The 20,186-nt window shown below is 42.8% G+C and carries 15 protein-coding genes, 1 tRNA gene and 1 rRNA gene; 1 reads left to right on the top strand and 16 read right to left on the bottom strand.

What is annotated here, in order from left to right:
* Window positions 1-147: 147 nt before the first annotated feature.
* From MKX59_RS03615 to rfbC, 13 genes are all read right to left on the bottom strand, one after another.
* Window positions 148-223 (bottom strand) — tRNA-Ala (locus MKX59_RS03615).
* Between the two features lie 99 nt (window positions 224-322).
* Window positions 323-1,878: ribosomal RNA gene (locus MKX59_RS03610) — 16S ribosomal RNA — on the bottom strand.
* Between the two features lie 377 nt (window positions 1,879-2,255).
* Entirely contained in the window at window positions 2,256-4,271 is a 2,016-nt protein-coding gene (ligA, locus tag MKX59_RS03605; RefSeq protein WP_279835315.1) for an NAD-dependent DNA ligase LigA, read from the bottom strand.
* A gap of 89 nt (window positions 4,272-4,360) precedes the next feature.
* Entirely contained in the window at window positions 4,361-6,685 is a 2,325-nt protein-coding gene (gene pcrA, locus MKX59_RS03600) for a DNA helicase PcrA (RefSeq protein WP_023990577.1), read from the bottom strand.
* Window positions 6,686-6,726: 41 nt separating this feature from the next.
* The gene (locus tag MKX59_RS03595) at window positions 6,727-7,437 is read right to left on the bottom strand and encodes a heptaprenylglyceryl phosphate synthase (protein ID WP_049828463.1); all 711 of its coding nucleotides are present in this window, start codon (window positions 7,435-7,437) and stop codon (window positions 6,727-6,729) included.
* Between the two features lie 126 nt (window positions 7,438-7,563).
* Entirely contained in the window at window positions 7,564-8,436 is an 873-nt protein-coding gene (locus tag MKX59_RS03590) for a phosphatidylinositol-specific phospholipase C/glycerophosphodiester phosphodiesterase family protein (protein ID WP_023990579.1), read from the bottom strand.
* A 106-nt stretch (window positions 8,437-8,542) separates the two neighbouring features.
* Entirely contained in the window at window positions 8,543-9,943 is a 1,401-nt protein-coding gene (locus MKX59_RS03585) for an undecaprenyl-phosphate glucose phosphotransferase (RefSeq protein ID WP_023990580.1), read from the bottom strand.
* Window positions 9,940-10,848 carry a glycosyltransferase family 2 protein gene (locus MKX59_RS03580; protein WP_069080815.1) on the bottom strand — a complete coding sequence of 303 codons (909 nt, stop codon included), beginning with the start codon at window positions 10,846-10,848 and terminating at the stop codon, window positions 9,940-9,942. Before MKX59_RS03580 ends, MKX59_RS03585 begins: the two co-directional genes overlap by 4 nt.
* A 371-nt stretch (window positions 10,849-11,219) precedes the next feature.
* Window positions 11,220-11,297, bottom strand: coding sequence for a putative holin-like toxin (locus MKX59_RS27560; RefSeq protein WP_354005523.1), 78 nt, complete (start codon window positions 11,295-11,297; stop codon window positions 11,220-11,222).
* 199 nt (window positions 11,298-11,496) lie between these two features.
* Window positions 11,497-12,408 carry a glycosyltransferase family 2 protein gene (locus MKX59_RS03575; protein ID WP_445669761.1) on the bottom strand — a complete coding sequence of 304 codons (912 nt, stop codon included), beginning with the start codon at window positions 12,406-12,408 and terminating at the stop codon, window positions 11,497-11,499.
* Window positions 12,409-12,600: 192 nt separating this feature from the next.
* Complete coding sequence (rfbD, locus tag MKX59_RS03570) at window positions 12,601-13,473, bottom strand: dTDP-4-dehydrorhamnose reductase (RefSeq protein ID WP_340857632.1); 873 nt, start codon at window positions 13,471-13,473, stop codon at window positions 12,601-12,603.
* 1 nt (window position 13,474) lies between these two features.
* Window positions 13,475-14,494, bottom strand: a complete 1,020-nt coding sequence (rfbB, locus tag MKX59_RS03565; protein WP_340857630.1) for a dTDP-glucose 4,6-dehydratase — start codon at window positions 14,492-14,494, stop codon at window positions 13,475-13,477.
* A 27-nt stretch (window positions 14,495-14,521) separates the two neighbouring features.
* Complete coding sequence (gene rfbC, locus MKX59_RS03560) at window positions 14,522-15,067, bottom strand: dTDP-4-dehydrorhamnose 3,5-epimerase (RefSeq protein ID WP_028542096.1); 546 nt, start codon at window positions 15,065-15,067, stop codon at window positions 14,522-14,524.
* Window positions 15,068-15,150: 83 nt separating this feature from the next.
* Here rfbC and MKX59_RS03555 point away from each other — a divergent pair, with 83 nt between their 5' ends.
* Window positions 15,151-17,025, top strand: a complete 1,875-nt coding sequence (locus MKX59_RS03555; protein WP_340857629.1) for a hypothetical protein — start codon at window positions 15,151-15,153, stop codon at window positions 17,023-17,025.
* A gap of 70 nt (window positions 17,026-17,095) precedes the next feature.
* On the opposite strand, the gene MKX59_RS03550 is transcribed toward MKX59_RS03555, so the two are convergent.
* The 3 genes from MKX59_RS03550 to MKX59_RS03540 form a co-directional block, all read right to left on the bottom strand.
* Window positions 17,096-18,196, bottom strand: a complete 1,101-nt coding sequence (locus MKX59_RS03550) for an acyltransferase family protein (protein WP_340857627.1) — start codon at window positions 18,194-18,196, stop codon at window positions 17,096-17,098.
* Window positions 18,197-18,261: 65 nt separating this feature from the next.
* Window positions 18,262-18,990: a sugar phosphate nucleotidyltransferase gene (locus tag MKX59_RS03545; RefSeq protein WP_028542099.1), complete on the bottom strand. Its 729-nt coding sequence runs from the start codon at window positions 18,988-18,990 to the stop codon at window positions 18,262-18,264.
* A gap of 13 nt (window positions 18,991-19,003) precedes the next feature.
* Entirely contained in the window at window positions 19,004-20,140 is a 1,137-nt protein-coding gene (locus MKX59_RS03540) for a hypothetical protein (protein WP_028542100.1), read from the bottom strand.
* Between the last annotated feature and the right edge of the window lie 46 nt (window positions 20,141-20,186).

The raw sequence follows: 20,186 nt of genomic DNA, 5'->3' as shown, positions 1-20,186 counted from the left end.
CACTTGTTTACACAAGATCAGCTTAAAGGAATATTCTAAAACGCAATTTCGTTTCGGTATCCAGTTTTCAAGGTGCAAAGCTGTTTGATTATCAGTCAATCTCCAAAGAGTTAACGATTCTCATACAGTTTAAGATGAAATTGTAATTGGTGGAGCCAAGCGGGATCGAACCGCTGACCTCCTGCGTGCAAGGCAGGCGCTCTCCCAGCTGAGCTATGGCCCCTCACAAGTTCCATCAAAACTGAACAAATGGAATGATGATTTTTTTGAAGCTTACGCTTCATATTTGAATGTTTCCATTGCAGGAAACGATTCTCCATAGAAAGGAGGTGATCCAGCCGCACCTTCCGATACGGCTACCTTGTTACGACTTCACCCCAATCATCTACCCCACCTTCGGCGGCTGGCTCCCTTGCGGGTTACCCCACCGACTTCGGGTGTTGTAAACTCTCGTGGTGTGACGGGCGGTGTGTACAAGACCCGGGAACGTATTCACCGCGGCATGCTGATCCGCGATTACTAGCAATTCCGACTTCATGTAGGCGAGTTGCAGCCTACAATCCGAACTGAGACCGGCTTTTCTAGGATTGGCTCCACCTCGCGATTTCGCTTCCCGTTGTACCGGCCATTGTAGTACGTGTGTAGCCCAGGTCATAAGGGGCATGATGATTTGACGTCATCCCCACCTTCCTCCGGTTTGTCACCGGCAGTCTGCTTAGAGTGCCCAGCTTGACCTGCTGGCAACTAAGCATAAGGGTTGCGCTCGTTGCGGGACTTAACCCAACATCTCACGACACGAGCTGACGACAACCATGCACCACCTGTCTCCTCTGTCCCGAAGGAAAGGCCTATCTCTAGACCGATCAGAGGGATGTCAAGACCTGGTAAGGTTCTTCGCGTTGCTTCGAATTAAACCACATACTCCACTGCTTGTGCGGGTCCCCGTCAATTCCTTTGAGTTTCAGTCTTGCGACCGTACTCCCCAGGCGGAATGCTTAATGTGTTAACTTCGGCACCAAGGGTATCGAAACCCCTAACACCTAGCATTCATCGTTTACGGCGTGGACTACCAGGGTATCTAATCCTGTTTGCTCCCCACGCTTTCGCGCCTCAGCGTCAGTTACAGCCCAGAGAGTCGCCTTCGCCACTGGTGTTCCTCCACATATCTACGCATTTCACCGCTACACGTGGAATTCCACTCTCCTCTTCTGCACTCAAGCTCCCCAGTTTCCAGTGCGACCCGAAGTTGAGCCTCGGGATTAAACACCAGACTTAAAGAGCCGCCTGCGCGCGCTTTACGCCCAATAATTCCGGACAACGCTTGCCCCCTACGTATTACCGCGGCTGCTGGCACGTAGTTAGCCGGGGCTTTCTTCTCAGGTACCGTCACTCTTGTAGCAGTTACTCTACAAGACGTTCTTCCCTGGCAACAGAGCTTTACGATCCGAAAACCTTCATCACTCACGCGGCGTTGCTCCGTCAGGCTTTCGCCCATTGCGGAAGATTCCCTACTGCTGCCTCCCGTAGGAGTCTGGGCCGTGTCTCAGTCCCAGTGTGGCCGATCACCCTCTCAGGTCGGCTACGCATCGTCGCCTTGGTAGGCCTTTACCCCACCAACTAGCTAATGCGCCGCAGGCCCATCCACAAGTGACAGATTGCTCCGTCTTTCCTCCTTCTCCCATGCAGGAAAAGGATGTATCGGGTATTAGCTACCGTTTCCGGTAGTTATCCCTGTCTTGTGGGCAGGTTGCCTACGTGTTACTCACCCGTCCGCCGCTAGGTTGTTTAGAAGCAAGCTTCTAATCAACCCCGCTCGACTTGCATGTATTAGGCACGCCGCCAGCGTTCGTCCTGAGCCAGGATCAAACTCTCCATTAAAGACCAACCGAAGTTGGTTATAGAAAGAGCGATAAGCTCATTTTTAATGCTAGCGATTCTTCTTATAAAAGAAGAAATCTTTATTTCATCATCCATTTGTTCAGTTTTCAAAGAACTTGTCTGTTCTCGTTCATTCAACGAGCCAGGAATTAGATCATACCATGTCAGTTGCTTTCTTGTCAAATCTTTTTTTTGATTATCTTTTCAGCAACCTCGCTTCAAGAAATGTTATTCTCAAAGCAACGTCTAATAATATATCATGCCTAAAGTTATTTAGCAAGCATTTATTTATATCTATTTTATTTCCTACTATACAACAGATAATAAGGCAGCCACCCCGCCCCAGAGCGGAATGACTGCACTCATTGCAAAACTATTTATTCTTGTTCCAGCAGTCTGATAAATTCATCCTCATCTTCTATGGTGTCAATTCCGAGCTGTTGGGCCTTAGCCAGCTTACTCCCAGCCTTTTCACCAGCTATGACTAGATCCGTCTTTTTCGATACAGACCCCGCAACTTTGGCTCCAAGCGCCTCCAGCTTGGATACAGCTTCTTCACGCGTAAGCTGATGCAAGGTACCTGTAAGCACGACCGTTTTGCTACTGAAAAAGCTGTCTGTCTTCTTCTCCTGTGGAGCTTCAGGGGCTTGAGCTTTCACCCCTAGAGACAGCATCTTTTCAATTCCCGCCTGAGTAAATGGATCGGCAAAGAAAGCCACAATGCTTTCGGCTACAATCCCGCCTACATCCGGTAGTTCTATCAGTTCTTCCACCGTAGCGGACATCGTCTTGTGCAAATCACGGTAATGTTCAGCCAACATACGTGTTGTCGCTTTACCGGTATTCGGTATACCCAGAGCATAAAGGAAAGAAGCCAAATCTCTCTCTTTACTCTTTTCTAGTGCCGCCAAGAGGTTACTGGCCTTTTTCTCACCAAACCGCTCCAGCTTCACAAGATCATCATATTGGAGTGTATACAGATCCGCAGGCTCGCGCACTTCCAGTTCGTCATGTAGCTGTATGGCCGTTTTGTCACTGAATGTCTCAATATCCATAGCATCACGTGAAGCAAAATGGGAAATACGAGCCACAATTTGTGGTTTACACCCCAGCTTATTGTCGCAAAACAAATGGGCACCTCGCTGCTGCAACGGAAACCCGCAGGCTGGACAATGATCTGGTACGACAATTTCCTCACCGTCGTTCTCAGACGTTACCTTTCCTAATATCTCCGGAATGACATCGTTTGAGCGACGGATAAACACACGTGCCCCCAAAGCAAACTTCAGGTTTTTGCGCTCAATGTCACCAGCATTGTTCAGTGTACAATTTTGTACAGTGACTCCCGCCAGCTCTACCGGCTCTACCCTTGCAAGTGGGGTGATTTTACCGGTTCGTCCTACATTCCACTCAACCGAGTTAAGCACCGTTGTCGTTTCCTCAGCTTCGAACTTATATGCCACCGCCCAGCGTGGGAATTTATCGGTATACCCGAGAGCCTCACGTGTGCGCATATCTGTAATTTTCAATACTGCCCCATCAATGAGATAATCCAATCCGGCACGAGATTCTTCAATCTCAATCAGTTGCTCCATTACATCTTCAAAATTATCAAAGTAAGTCAGGTAAGGGTTTACCTTAAAATGATTTTCACGCAGGAAAGTCATCATTTCCTGGTGGCTGTCAAATTGGATACGGTCTGCATATCCCACATTGTAGAAAAATGCATTCAATCGTCGTTCAGCTGTCACTTTGGGATTCAAGTTACGCAAAGCGCCAGCTGCGGCGTTGCGTGCATTTTTAAGAGGGTCCACGGCAGTCTCATTATATTTGGACAATACAGAGAGATTCATTATCCCTTCTCCCTGTACTTCAATTGTTCCATTTCGAAAAGGAATTGTAAGTGGTACGGATTTAATCGTCTTCACCTGTGCCAGTATTCCCTCACCCACAACGCCATTACCGCGGGTGGAAGCCTGTACCAGCTGTCCATCTGTATACGTCAGGTTCAGCGTCAGTCCATCAAATTTAAGTTCTATTGCATAGCCTGGAGATGGCAAAGGTTGCTCCGGGTTCTTGGTATTGTAATCATTGACCAGTTTAACAACACGCGCGTTCCATGCACGCAGCTGTTCCATATTCTGAGCTTTATCAAGGCTCCATAATGGGGCAAGGTGGCGATGCGGTGTGAAACCTTTGAGTAACTCCCCACCCACACGCTGTGTCGGCGAATCCGGCAGCACAAGACCGCTCGTCTGTTCAAGCGCTACCAGCTCGTCATAAAGCACATCATATTCTTTGTCGCTGATCTTGGGTTCATCCAGTGTGTAGTAATGATAGTTATATGTGTTCAGTTCAGCAACAAGCTGCTCCATCCTGTGCATTGGGTTCATGCAGGCGTATCCCTCCGGGAACTTCATCAGGGCAGAGGCCTAAGCCAAGCTGCCACTCATGAGGTTCGAGATTTAATGATGTTTGAGATTTATTCTACTTTTGTAATTGGTGCAAAGCCAGCCAGCAGTCGTTTAACCCCTACTGGAGCCGGGAAAGCAATTTGAAGCTCCATATCATTACCCGTCCCTTTTACAGCGACAATGGTTCCAATCCCCCATTTGCCATGCTGTACCTTGTCTCCAGCCGCAAAAATGGAGGGGCCTCCTGCCGAAGCAGCCGGAGTTGCTTTCGCAGATGAAGATGTCGTTACTGTTACGCGGGGTGACGCGGAAGCGGACGAACCACTGCGGCTCATCGTATCAAACGAGCGTTCTCCACCAAAGTTGCTGCCACTACCTTTATTCAGTCCGCGCCCACCATAAGATCCGCCTACATTGCCTGAACGGCGGTAGCGGTCACGTTTAATGATCGTATCCTCTTTTAACTCGTCCGGAATCTCTTCGAGAAAGCGGGAAGGCGGGTTAGCTGTGGTGCGGCCAAACAGAGTGCGCATCTGTGCGCATGTAAGGAACAGTTGCTCCTCTGCACGGGTAATCCCGACATACGCCAATCTGCGCTCTTCCTCCAGCTCTTCGTTATCCAGAAAAGCACGACTATGAGGGAATACTCCCTCCTCCATACCGACAATAAATACGATAGGAAACTCCAGTCCTTTGGCGCTATGCATGGTCATCAATACAACCGCATCGCTTTGCTCTTCTTCATCGTCATTCATGGAATCAATATCGGCAATCAGAGCAAGGTCGGTCAGGAAGGAGACGAGTGACTTGTCTTCCGCTCCTTTTTCAAATTCCATGGTTACCGACAGGAACTCATCAATATTCTCCAAACGCGAGCGTGACTCAAGTGTATTCTCGTTTTGCAGTTCCAATCGATATTGGGTGGTTTCCAACATTTTTTCTGTTAACTCGGTAACCGACAGGTAGTCTACCATCCGACTTAAACCTTCGATCATATCGTAAAACTCTACCAACGCATTGCGCGTACGTCCTGCAAAGCCCAAATCGTCTACAACTTGAAGGACACGGAAAATCGAAACTCCACGTTCCGCTGCAGCTGCCTGCAATTTACCGACGGTCGTGTCTCCGATGCTTCGTTTTGGCACATTAATGATTCGGATCAAGCTGATGTCGTCGTCAGGATTGGAGAGTAGGCGAAGATACGCCAGCAAATCCTTAATTTCTTTACGATCATAGAACTTGATACCGCCCACGATCTGGTAAGGAATATCCGATTTAATCAAAATTTCCTCGACAACCCGAGACTGAGCATTCGTACGGTACAAAATGGCATGATGGCTATAGGTTTTGCCCGCATTAATATTCTTATGAATTTCTGAGGCGATAAAGTAGCCCTCATCATGCTCGGAGTCAGCACGGTAAACTTTAATCTTGGCTCCGCCTTCTTTGTCAGTCCATAGTTTCTTCGGCTTGCGGCCTGTATTTTGACCAATAACTTCGTTGGCAGCATTGAGAATATTTGAGGTGGACCGGTAGTTCTGCTCCAGCAAAATGGTGCGCGCTTCCGGGTAGTCCTCTTCAAAATTCAAAATGTTGCTAATATCCGCCCCCCGCCACCGATAGATGGATTGGTCACTGTCACCTACTACGCAAATCCGGTGATGCTTGTCGGCCAGCATTTTGCACAGCATGTACTGCGCACGGTTCGTATCCTGATATTCATCAACATGAATGTATTGAAATTTCTTCTGGTAGAAATCCAGTACCTCAGGTACTTCTTTAAATAGCTGAATCGTTGCCATGATCAAATCATCAAAATCAAGAGAGTTGTTGTTTTTGAGCCGTTGTTGGTACTTGGTATATACCTTCGCCACAATCCCCTCAAAATAGTCACCAATCTTGCGCTCATACATTTCGGGAGTGACCAGTTCATTTTTAGCCGTACTCATCATAGACTGAACCGCTTTGGGTTCAAACTTTTTGGTGTCTATATTCAGATCCTTCATGCAGCTCCGAATGACAGACAATTGATCCGTAGAATCCAAAATGCTGAAATTGGAGGTGAAGCCAATCCGCTCGATATCCCGACGTAAAATACGCACACACATCGAGTGGAAGGTGGATACCCATACATCTCTCCCCTGCGGGCCAATCAGCTTGGATACGCGATCCTGCATTTCACGCGCAGCCTTGTTCGTAAAGGTAATCGCCAAAATGCCCCATGGAGCCGTCTTGCGGGTCGCGATGAGGTAAGCTATTCGGTGCGTGAGCACCCGTGTTTTACCACTGCCTGCGCCAGCCATAATCAGCAGCGGACCATCTACCGCCTCCACAGCCTGACGCTGAGGCGGATTAAGGCGAGCTACCGCCTCGTGTATATCTATTGATTGCATGCGTGCATGCTCCTTTCCCTGAGCTTCCATAAATTCACGTTCTATACTTCCAATTTCACAGCTATCGTCTCCAGCGCCTTCGCCAAGTCACGATAAATGATGTTACCTACTACAATGGTGTCACAAACCGCAGCCGCTTGTAACGCGGTAGATTTATCCACGATTCCTCCCCCGTATAGGACACGAGAGCGCTCCGTACTGCGATGTATTTTTTGCACCAGCTCCATATCCCCAAAAGCACCGCTATATTCCACATATACAATCGGCAGATGCATGAGCTTGTCAGCAATCTGTGCATATGAGGCGGCAGATGAAGCACCCAGTGAAGCATCTGCTCCGGTAAGCTTAGCGACCGTGGAATCACCGTTCAAAACAATATATCCTTCCGCCACAAGCAAATCCCACGGGATCACATAACCAAGCTGTTCAATCGCACGTTGATGCTGCCCTAGAATCCAATTACTGTCAGTGGTATTCAGTACCATGGGAATCATATATAGATCAAACCCTGGCACTACAGCCTCCAGATCGGACACCTCAAGCACACACGGCACCTCATAACGCCGAACCCGTGACAGCAAATCCACCGTATTTTCATAGGTTACGCCCGATGAACCTCCTACCATAATGGCGTCCGTACCAGACATACACACGGCGTCAAGTGCCTCATCATCCAGTTCCTTGTCAGGATCAAGCTTAAACACATGCTTCCATGATTGAATTGAATCTGCCAACACACATTCCTCCAGCATCCATTGCTTTTGTTATGATCCAGTCGAGCCGAATTCCAATATCCAAAAGCGTTCTATGCTAAGTCTATGACAGTGCTTAAAAGGTGTCAATGTTCGTATCAAATGGGAACACCCCGTTCAGACAGCTCATGGTCGTAGCGCATACAACCAACTGCGTTTACTAAGTTCTTTTTCCGTTAAAATATCTGTATAGAAACCTCGCACACCCATCTGCTCATACTCAGCCGCATCCTTCAACTCATTAATGGTATTTACGTAGCACACTGCCCCTGCCTGACGCAAACTTTCCACTAAAGCACCACTCACCCGATTCTCTGGTAAAGTTACTGCCGTTATATCATTTTGCTGTACAAATCGAATGATCTGGTCATCTTTATCCTCTGTGGCGTAGAGCGTATAAATAACGGATGGATAGGGATAAATACTCCGCAACGTTTGCAGCATTTCTTCATTGTAAATTTGAGGAACAATACGGGACAAAAGCTCGGGGTTTTTCTCCTGTGCCTGACGGGTCAGTTGTGCAAACAACTGTTTGATTTGGGCAGGGTCCTGTTCTTTCGTATCGGTCACAATATAAGCATCCGGGTATGTTTCCAATAGATCCAATACATCCTTCCAATCTACTGGAGTATAGGAACCGTGTATGGGTGTGTTTTTAAATTGATGATAGCTCCAAGGTTTTCCGCCCTGTTCTGTAGCAACTGCGTGTTCCTGTTGCATTTGCTCTGTAAAGGATTCTGTCCATTCATGGCGCGCCACCAAATGTCCGTCCGAAGTAAACATCAGGTCGACCTCGAATACGCGGCTGCCTTTTTTATAATTTTCCACAAACGCTTCACGCGCATTAGTATAGGCCAAACCATCAACGGCTCCCATGGCATGCGAAATCACACGGTGCGTGGTAAAGCCAGTATGTTCTTCTGTAGATTGCCCTTTGTAACCCAGTAAAAATGTGCCGGTTAATATTAAAAGAATGACCGCAGCAATTAGTCGTTTCATAGGGTGTCACATCCTTTTCGTACAGGTCAATACCCCACAGACGCATACTCAAAACAACTGCCAGACGCAAAAACACCCTCCGGCTAAACCGAAGGGTGACTCTGGATTAATACGCGTTCTTGAAACCATTGCGAATCGTACGGAAAATAATTTTAATATCGAATAAGAGCGACCAGTTCTCAATATAGAAAATGTCATGCTTAATCCGTTCCTCAATAGATGTATCTCCACGCAACCCGTTGCTCTGTGCCCAGCCTGTGATTCCAGGACGAACATGATGCTTCACCATGTATTTTGGAATTTCCTCACGGAACTGATCCACATAATAGGGTCGTTCTGGGCGTGGACCAACGACACTCATATCACCCAGCAGAACGTTGAAAAATTGCGGCAACTCGTCGAGACTCGTTTTACGAATAAAAGTACCAAAACGTGTGCGTCTTGGGTCATTAGCAGTCGTCCAGCCCGTATCTTCAGTTCCAGGGGGCAGCACCTTCATCGAACGAAATTTGTACATTCGGAAGGTGCGACGGTTCAAGCCTACCCGCTCCTGCTTAAAAATGATTGGCCCTCTGGATGTAATCATCACACCAATCGCCACCCCTAGCATGATCGGAGAGGTCAGGAGAATCGCGAATAAAGAGAATAAAATATCGAACAGACGCTTAAACAATCGATTCCCCGCCACATCCAGTGGAATATCCCGTACATTGATCATCGGCATACCTGCAAAGTTGTCAAAGTACGGGCGAGCCGGCAAATAATCGAAAAAGTCGGGGATTATAAGCGTGCGCACTCCAGCTTTTTCACACATATTGATAATCTTGGGGTACTTATCATGAGCATCCAGCGGCAGCGCCAGAATGACCTCGTCAATCATCAGACGCGACAGCGTAGCCTCCAATTGATCTAAGCCTCCAAGAATCGGGCGAAAATGCGCCTCTTCCTCTTCACTCCAATGCCGCTTATCATCCAGAAAACCCACTACCTCGTATCCCAGATCAGGATACTGTCCAAGGTTATGATAAAATCGTTGGCCTAGAGTACCCGCCCCGAGAATAAGCATGAATTGCTTGTTGTATCCTTTTTGACGGAGAGCTTTAAGAACTTGCTTCAAAAAAAATCGGTAAAACAAAATAAGCAGAACGTTTCCAATCATATAGATTGCCAAATAGGACCGCGAAATGTCGATTTGCTTCACGAAGAACATTACACTCAACAGCACGAACAGGCCAACGATATGAATCTGGGTGACGCGGAATACGTCGTCTGCAAACCGTTTTTTGCGTTTGGGCGAATAGAGCGAGAATAACATCCCCAACACTACAGCAATCAGGCCGTAGATTAAGCTCCAGCCTCCATATACTTGAATAGGAAGCGGTTCTTTATAGGTGATCCATTCACTTTCAAATTTGAAAAACCAAGCGATCAGAAAGGACAACTGAATGACCGCGAAATCCGCCACAATATATAATTGGGTTAAAAAACGCTGATTTCTGCGTATCATGCTTTCACCTCAGTACGAGATTGTTCCCCGCCGTCTGGCTTGACCGGTGCGGACAACTTATTTTTTAGAAAGGCCATTCCAAATTTCACGGTAATTCCCGCATATACAGCCATATTGGTGATCCAACTGTATTGCTGTTTATAATGCTTACGATGAAATACCCACATTGCTCTATGAAACTCATAAATAATTTTCAAAGGACGACGGCGAGCGCTGCCCCCTTTGATATGAATAATATATGTGCGCGGGTAGTAGTAAATGCCCCACCCGGCTTGCTTAATCCGGTAACACCAGTCAATATCCTCACCATACATAAAAAAGGTTTCGTCCAACCCCCCGACCTGGTCAATCGTCTCCCGGCGCACCAGCATAAAAGCACCTACCAGTACATCTACAGGATACTCATCGTCCGGGCTTAGATGCCCAAGCTGATATTGATTGTACTTCGGGTTATCCGGGTAACGCTTCGACCAGCCGAAAGCGTAGTAAAAAGAAGCTGACGGCGTTGGAAATCCTCGCTTACAAGCCTTGTCTAATGATCCATCCGGCAAGATGACCTTGCAGCCCGATGCCCCTATCTCCGGATGCGTATCCATAAACTGAACCATTGTATCCAGCGTGTCCGGTTGCACCAGCGTATCGGAATTCAACAACAATACATAACGCCCGCTGGCTACTTCCATCCCCTGGTTATTTGCCTTGGCAAAACCTGTATTATCCTTATTGGCTATCAACGTAATCTCAGGGTATGCAGCACGAATAGCCTCAACAGATCCGTCACTGGAGTGATTATCAATAACAATCACTTCATATCGGTACTGCGACTTTGACGCATACACCGACTGCAAACAATCCAGCGTCAATTGACACGTATTATAGTTGACGACCAGTATGCTTACATCCATATTTAAAACGCTCCTGACAAATTCAGTAATCTATTCTACTATCGCCTATTATAGCATACCGCGCAGACCACGGGGCGCAAAAAAGCACATAACTTGTAACCTTACATAGTTAGTAGAATTTCACAAAATTCGATTCCTGTCGCTCCAAAGTGCAAATATAGACAAACGAAACCATTTCGATCTATATATTGTTCATTGGGAGTCGTTTATTAGATTTTTGTAAAATCCTCGGTTGAGGTCTAAAATTCATCGTGGTAAGATATACATGGAAAAAGGGCTGGTGCCAGCCAGCCCCTGCGCAACCAACGCTCCAAGAGCGGACGGTTTTGGAACAATCAGGTCGAAAATAGACCCTTCCTTGCGGGGGCGGTCTATTTTCGTTTGTTAAACTCTAACAGTGTGACGATTAACGCCCCGAACGTCAGCATTAAACTGAGCGCCTCAAACACTGTCACAGGCTTCACCCCCCTCCTCGGGAGAGTTAGCCGACCGCCCTTGCCAGCTCTATCGGTTGCACGTTTCAATTATACTATATTTTTCCATAAAGGAACACGCATTCGATGGTATTTTATCTAGTATTCATTTGCACCTTTGACTATTTGACGCTCATATATGGAAAAAAGTTTCAATATTTTTCTTTCCATACCTCTATAACTTCCTCATTATGAAAACCAACTTATAAATCCAGTTGTCCAACCGTGACTGCCTATAAAATGGAGACTGCCAAATATATTTCATACGAGAAAATACGCCCTTTTGGTAGCTTTCCAGGAACTGATCCATATCTTTATACATTTGAGGAGACATGTCTTGTCCATAAAGTTGAATAAATTGCTGGGCTTGTTTGCTTAAAATATAGCGATTTTTTCCTTTTATAAATCTACTTAGTCTTTTCCTCCACTTGCTAACCCAGCCATCAGTAGAACCTCCCAACACATTGTTTTGATGCTGCCGATACAAAATGGACGGCTCGGGGTCAAAAACAACCTCACCAAAAGAGGAGGTGCATAAGTAAATCCACCAGTCATGCATAATAATGTTATCCAAAGAAGTCGGAATTCTCTTTTTCACGAGCTCGAGTGTTTCTTTATTGATCACCATGGTACAACCTACACACACATTCTCAATGAGAGCATTATAGAAGGATACAGGTCGTGGGATGTCAGCTGGCCATACTTTGAGTGGTTCCAATGTTTGAGAGACCATTTGTGTAGCAGAACAGTACATCAGCGGCCGACTTCCATCCTGATCCCTGAGATGAGACACAGCCTGAGCGAGTTTGTTCGGCATCCACACATCATCCTGATCACAAAAAGCGTAATAGTCGAATGTCTCAGACGATCTTTGAATCAAATCAAAAAAGCTTTTAATAACCCCTACATTGCTCTTGAGGCATAAAATAATCTGTTGAGGATAATGTTGCTTCAGCACTCTCAACTTGGCAACCGTATCATCTGTCGAGCCATCATCACGAATTAGAATCTGAACTTCTACGTCTTTTTGATTGATGAGACTTTCTATTTGCTCATCTAAATAAGCTGCTCCATTATATGTAGACAATAAAATTTGTATGTTAGGTCTGTTCAGAGTAATGACCTCCTTCTTTTAAAATGTGTAATAGAGGGACAATAGGTTCCATCTGCTTATACATTATAATGCTCAGCGTCCTTAATCAACATAGGCTTTAATATAATAAAATCTCCCAATCATGAACTGATGGGAGATTGTTGATATTTATAATAAGGTTTTTAATTACTCGGATTTACTAAGACACTCCTGCAAAAAATCACGCAATCCCTCACGCCAGTCGCGCAAATCATTTAACCCGTTGGTTCGGATCGCTATATGCTCCATAACAGAGTTGCGTGGCCGCGCTGCCGGTCTGGGGAATTGCTCTGTGCTGCACGGCTCCAATTTCGCTGTGATCTTGGCATCTAATATTTCCACCGCATCCTGTAAAATAGCTTGCGTAAATTCATACCAGGTACAGGAGCCACTATTGGATGCATGGTATACGCCATACTTCTCCGTTTGAATCAATTCCGCCAAGAAACGTGCCAAATCCACTGTATAGGTAGGTGAACCCTTCTGATCATTCACCACCTGCAGGAGCGGCTTCTCCTGACCAAGCTTCAGCATCGTTTTGACAAAATTGTTCCCGTGCAATCCATATACCCAAGATGTACGAACAATAAAATACCTAGAGGAAAGTGTTTGGGTCAATACCTCTCCCGCCCGTTTGGACTTTCCGTAGATACTCTGCGGATTGGTATTATCGTACTCATGATATGGCTGCTTTGCCGTTCCATCGAACACATAATCTGTACTGATATAAACCAGCTTGGCTCCAACCTTTTCCGCAGCCAGCGCCATATTACGTGTACCTGCCGCGTTGACTTGATAAGCCCCGTCTACATCGGTCTCGGCTGCATCCACTGCCGTATACGCTGCACAGTGGATTACGGCGTCAGGTTGATATTGTCCTACAATCTTCACCGTCTGCTGCAAATCCGTGATATCTAATTGTTCGCGATCGTAACCCAGGACATCATGTCCTTGCTCCTGAAAAACCTTTACTACATCTTTACCAAGTTGACCGGATGCTCCAGTAACCAATACCTTCATTCTACTCATCCCCCAAGCGGGAACCGTACTGCTTTGCATAGTATTGTTGATATTCGCCAGATTGAATGCGAGTCCACCATTCTTCATTGTCCAGATACCAGCGAATCGTTTCTTTAATGCCGGTTTCAAAAGAGTGCTTTGGCTTCCAGCCCAACTCATTCATCGTCTTCGTTGGATCAATGCCATAACGGCGGTCATGACCTGGACGATCCTGCACATACGAAATCAGAGATTCTGGCTTGCCCAGCTCCTCCAATACCGTTTTGACGATATGCACATTTGTCCGCTCGTTATTTCCCCCGATATTGTATACTTCACCCAGTTTACCCTGATGAATGACCAGATCAATTGCACTGCAATGATCCTCTACATACAACCAGTCGCGAATGTTCAAGCCATCCCCGTATACAGGTAGCTTTTGATCGCTCAGTGCACGTGAGATCATTAGCGGGATCAATTTTTCAGGAAACTGGTATGGACCATAGTTGTTAGAACAACGCGTGATATTCACTGGTAAACCGAAGGTTTCATGATATGCACGAACTAGCAGATCGCCACCTGCCTTGGATGCAGAATAAGGACTATTAGGCTGCAACGGAGTTTCCTCCGTAAACAATCCTGTTTCTCCCAGAGAACCGTACACCTCATCTGTTGATACCTGTACAAACTTGGTCACGTTATATTTCTTGGCTGCGTCCAGTAGCACTTGCGTACCCAATACGTTTGTTTTCACAAACACTTCCGGTTCCAAAATACTCCGATCCACATGTGACTCCGCTGCAAAATTAACTACCACATCGATTCCCTGCTGCATCAGCTGGTCAATCGCTTGTGCGTCGGTAATATCTATTTTGATGAAGCTATGTTTGGGATTATTTTCAATGGATTTCAAATTTTCCAAGTTACCTGCATAGGTAAGAGCATCTATATTTACAATTTCGTAATCTGGATGGTGTTTTAGCATATACAATACAAAGTTACTGCCTATAAATCCGGCCCCGCCGGTGACAAGAAGTTTCATACAGACCTCCTAAATCTTATTATTCCTCTAATCAAAATTAATGTTTGCGTCAGCCAGTGCTGGATGCTTCTGATCCTTCTCCGAAAGAATAGCATGAGAAGTTGGCCAATCAATCCCTAGTGCAGGATCATTCCACAGAATTCCACGATCATTTTCAGGTGAATAATACTCGTCTACCTTATACAGCACTTGAGTGTTAGGAACAAGCGTACAAAACCCATGAGCAAAACCCTTAGGCACCAGTAGCTGACGTCTATTATGCTCGCTTAAGATGACTCCGACCCATTGACCGAACGTCGGAGAACTTTTACGAATATCCAAAATCACATCGTAGATAGCTCCAGAAAGCACACGAATGAGTTTGGTCTGCGCTTTAGGATTAAGTTGGTAATGCAAGCCACGAATCACACCGGCTTCTGCAGACAAGGATTGGTTATCCTGAATAAAAGCATGGTCTATTCCGTTTTCTTTCATGATCTGTTCATTGTAACTTTCCATAAAAAAACCACGGTGATCACCATGAACCACGGGTTCAATGATTTTTGCACCTGAAAGTACTTCCTTTATTATCATTCACGAAACCTCCAACATCTTGAGTATATACTTTCATTTATGATTACTATAAGATTAATAAGCACACTATATTGGGAGGGAATATGCTTTTGAATTTATCGAGAGTTAATAAAAATTTTGTTTGGTCCTATTTGGTTTTGATGTGGCTACTTATCCCGATTCTAATACTGTTTAAAGTCGATTCTTACTATATTTCCATATTATTCGGTCTAAATATTGCGCAGTCGTTTGTCATAGGTGCTACATACATTTTACACATTAGTGGTATCTTAACATATGCCAAGAAAGAAATAATGGTGCAATACCTAGCTTTTGGCGGTTATCTAGTTGGGATAATATTCATTTACGCATTCCTTCAAAGGGAGCATTTCATTTATTATTGGGACTTTTCAGCCTATTGGAATACGTCCATACAATTTAATAACCTTTTAAGTACAGATTTTATAGCAGCATCTAAACAAATCTATGCAAGCATTTTAAGAGACGATTATTCCGTTTTCCCAACAGTCTTTCTCTCTTTACCATTAAAGTTCTTAGGTACAAGCTACATGAGCTATGTCTTGGCAATCTATACCTGCTTCTTGTATCCTTCTTGTTTGATACTTTTCTTATTATGTATCAAGATTGCTGATCAAATCCAGTTAAACACAAAGTTGAACGTTTTTATGATCTTTGTACTTACATTTACCTTTCCAATTATGATAGCTCCTATGTTAGGTGGATATCTGGATTCTATAGGACTCATTTTTATTTGCTTGTCCCTTGTTATCTTATTTAATAATGATTTTGAACGCTTAAATTTAAAAGCAGTTTTACTCTTAGCAGCTTGCTTGGTATTACTAACATTCACAAGAAGATGGTATGGGTTTTGGATCGTATCTCTTTTTGGCTCGATCAGTATCGCTTTTTTGTTCAAATGGATTCTAGAAAAAGAGTTTCGCTTCAAACAGCTCTTGCAGGTTATTTTAAATTTTTTCATTATAGGATCTTCAAGCGCGTTATTTCTTATTATATTCTTCAATGAATTTATTCAAAGAGCCCTAACCAATAACTTCAAAAACGCCTACTCAGCTTATTATTTTGGTGACGTCTTAAGTAACTTACAGAATTTATTTTATCATTATGGTGCCTTCATTTTTCTGATAGCTCTTGTTGGTTGCATAGGCTTGTTATTTATTAGTACAACTAGGTATATATCAATCTTTCTAGTTACGAACTTATTTATTACGTACTTTCTTTTTACAAGAATTCAAAGCTTAGCTTCTCAGCATTATTATCTTCTTACAGTGAACGTATTAATTCTATTTATTTGTGGCGTTATTCTTATTCTAAACTATTTGTCCAAGATAAAGTATGCAAAAAGTGTTTTCTTAGTTATTATAGTTTATTTAGTCGCTTGTAATTTCTTGGTAACGTTCACTAATGTAAATGCACGACCTGTTACCTATTTTTCTTCTTTATTCAGTGACTTTAAACAAACACCTAGAGTAAGAACGGATATACCTGTTTTAAAACAATTAACGGCTTATCTTAAGGAAATCTCATCAGAGCAGCATAAAGTATATGTTCTGTCTAGCTCTGGAATTCTTAATGATGACATACTCAGACAGATTGAAATGCCTGACAATAGCAACGCTCTTCCATTTATGAATCTGACCCATCACGTTGATTTAAGAGATGGCTTTCCAGTGTCGTTTTTTGAGTCCGATTATGTCGTGATCGCATCACCTACACAATACCATTTAGGTGAAAGTGGTCAAAAAGTTGTAGGTATTCTCGCAGAAGAGGTAATGAACGGATCTCTTAAAAATAATTATATACCTTTAAAGAGCTATACTCTTGATAATAACGTAAAAACCATAGTCTTGAAAAAGACATCATCCATCACGAAAGAAAAAATTGAACTTATACGTTCACAATTCAAAAAAATATACCCTGATAATCCAGATCTATTCTAATTCAATACAGATGTCGATGCATACACAAAAGCCCTCGAAAAAAATCGGGGGCTTTTGTGTAAGTTAATTATCAAGCATTCTTATAAGGAATAGTTGTTGTTTTAGAGCTGCCAAAACTAAATTTTTTGCCAATCAGGAAAGGTAAGAATCTATTAAATAGTTCAATAAAAAGAATACAACTTAAGAAGACAAGTAAGGTAGAAATAACAACAAATGAAATACCGTCTAAATACATATTTGTTTTAACAGAAAACTTCTCGTAAAAATTCACATTCTCCCAGAAGCTAAGTATTAAACCATGCAGACCAAATATAATTAAAGAATTTTTGCCAAAATAGGACAGTAAGCTAGACGACTCTATTTTTTTGGATACGTATATATAAAATATTAAACTAGCCAACACTGACAGATAAAATAATACATAATTATGTCCATAGTAATTTCCTGACATGCCTGGTTTATCATTTATTAAAAATAATAAAAGACCCAGGAAACCCGCCGCGTAAGCAAAATATGGTTTGTTAATTCTGATTTTTTCAATAAAATATTGCTCATTCAACTTGAATATATAACCACAAATAATTAAAGAAGCTGCATTAATTGACGTGCCAAATGACCAAGGAAGTGCATGTGTGTCAAGCTTACTTAAGAATGCACCAAGTATGGTTAGCAATATCCAAAATACATACATATAACTTCTTTTAGACGAAATTTTCAAGACTAAGTACGAAATGATCTGGGCTAAGAAGAGACAAGGTAGGAACCAAAGAGACATATTTAGAATACCCAAGTGATTTCCATCTGCATATAAAAAAGTTTCAATAACAACCATTGGATCAAGCGTTCCGACAATCCCCATCCAATGCATCCAACCAAAATACAATAATGAGCATATATAAAGAGTCGTATATGGTAAAAGAATTGTTTTGATTTTAGACCACAAAAAACTACTAAACTTATACTTATGAAAATTAGAAGTAAACCCAGAAGCAAAAAAGAAAAGAGGCATATGGAAGGAATAAAAATAACCTATAATAAAGCTCTTATCCATCATCTCATTCCCTTTAAAACCATGAGGCACCAAATGTGAGAAAACTAAAAAAATAATTGCCAATCCCTTTAGTACATCCACCCACTTTATTCTAGTTGGAAGAGCATTCACAATTTGCATTTAAACAGTCTCGCTTTCTTAATTATTTAGTATCACCATAAGATGTCGCTAGTTCTATGATAATACTAAGAAAAAAGCTCATAATTCATTTCACTTACTAATTTGTTAGCAAGCATCAATGAACTATGTGTTCCCGCATCAGTCCACCAATTCTCTAAAATATCAAATGTAAGTTGGTTTCGTTGAATATAAGCGTTATTAACATCTGTTATTTCATATTCTCCTCTTGCTGAAGGAGTCAAGGTCTTGATGATATTGAATACCGAGTGGTTGAACATATAAATGCCCGTAACTGCATAATCACTCTTAGGAATCTCCGGCTTTTCTTCAATATTTACAATGTTATCGCCTTGTAATTCTGGTACCCCATAGCGGTTAGCATCAGGCACTTTATGAAGTAGTAATTTCGCTCCTGATTCTTGAAGTTTGAATTTTTCAACAAACGATGATATATCATCTTTAAAAACATTGTCCCCCAAAATAACAACCATCTTGTCATTGCCAACAAAGTGCTCAGCTAAAAGCAAAGCCTGGGCAATCCCCCCGGCTTCATCTTGCACTTTGTAAGTCAGAGTAACTCCAAGGTCGACACCACTTCCTAAGAGATTAACTACATCTCCCATATGTTCTTTTCCGGTAACGATTAAAATATCATTTATATTCGCCTTTTTGAGCTTATCAATAGAGTAATATATCATCGGATATTTACCAATTGGCAATAAATGTTTGTTTGTAACTTTAGTAAGGGGGTATAATCTAGATCCAGTCCCTCCAGCTAGTATAATCCCTTTCATATCTAAGTTCCTCCTATTGAAGCTCTTTTATAAGCAGCTCCATAATGGTTTTTGCACGAGCTTCCCAATTATTATGGACTACGAAGTCCTCCAGTTGCTCTTGATCATAAAAAGGGCGTTGCAGGGTATCTATATCCTTTAGATATTTTCTTATTTCCTCTAAACTATTATATAGATAAATCCCTTCCTGATTTAAAAGCCTTGTTTCTTCGCTATCCACCGCTAATATCACTTTATTAAAACTCAAATACTCATAAACTTTTACTGGATTGATCGTATCAATTCTATCCGAATTCCTCAAAAAGGGGTATAAACAAATATCAAAAGCATCAATAATCGCACCAATTTCTGATTTAGGGACAGTCTCATAATATTTAATCCTATTATGCTGTTCAAAATTATAATTCAGGTTATTTCTCCCAACCAAACATACAACAAATTTCTCATCAAATTCAGTAATAGCCCTAACCGCTTCCACATCAAACCAGTGGTCAATCGCCCCTACATATCCAAAAATGTAGTAGCCTTCGTGCTTTAACCATTTTAACTCGCTAACAACCAAGCTAGCTACATTTATATTTAGTATAGCTGTATCAACAGCATTTTTCACCAAATAAGATTGTCTACACAATGTTTGAGAATGCTTATGCAAATGGTTACTTGTAGAAATAACAAGATCCGCCTTGGCAAGTAATTCAAGTTCCCACTTTTCGAGTAATTTCTTCATCAATGCATTGTTAGTTAGAAATACATAGTCGTCCATTCGATCAAACACAATCTTCTTATTATTATTTGATTTAATAAGAGGATAAAAGACTGGACTTCCCAACCAAATGATATCTGCACTGGAAACTAAATCTTCCAACTGTCTCTTTTCAAACCATTGATTCATATGAAATACGTCTAAGCTTTCAAAGCTTCGGGGTAATCTCAGACTGCCCGAAGGCCTGAATATTTGAAGGCTATCATTTATGGTTTGATTTCTTTTTTTATAATCTGAGTTCTGCCTTACAATACTATTAAGTATACTAATGGATGGTTCTACAAAGGTGATGTGAACCCCCGGCATTTTAGCAAACTCTTCGGCCAAATGTTGCGGACGTTGTTTTAAATCATCCCAATAGATCGGGGAGAAATATAAAATTTTCAATTTAACCGCTCCATACTAATAAAGGCGCCCCTTATTTTTATAAAAG

It is taken from the genome of Paenibacillus sp. FSL R7-0340, assembly GCF_038002205.1.
Lineage (GTDB): Bacteria > Bacillota > Bacilli > Paenibacillales > Paenibacillaceae > Paenibacillus > Paenibacillus polymyxa_B.
The sequence above is the reverse complement of the archived record's forward strand: the minus strand, read 5'-3'. Positions and strand labels throughout refer to the sequence as shown.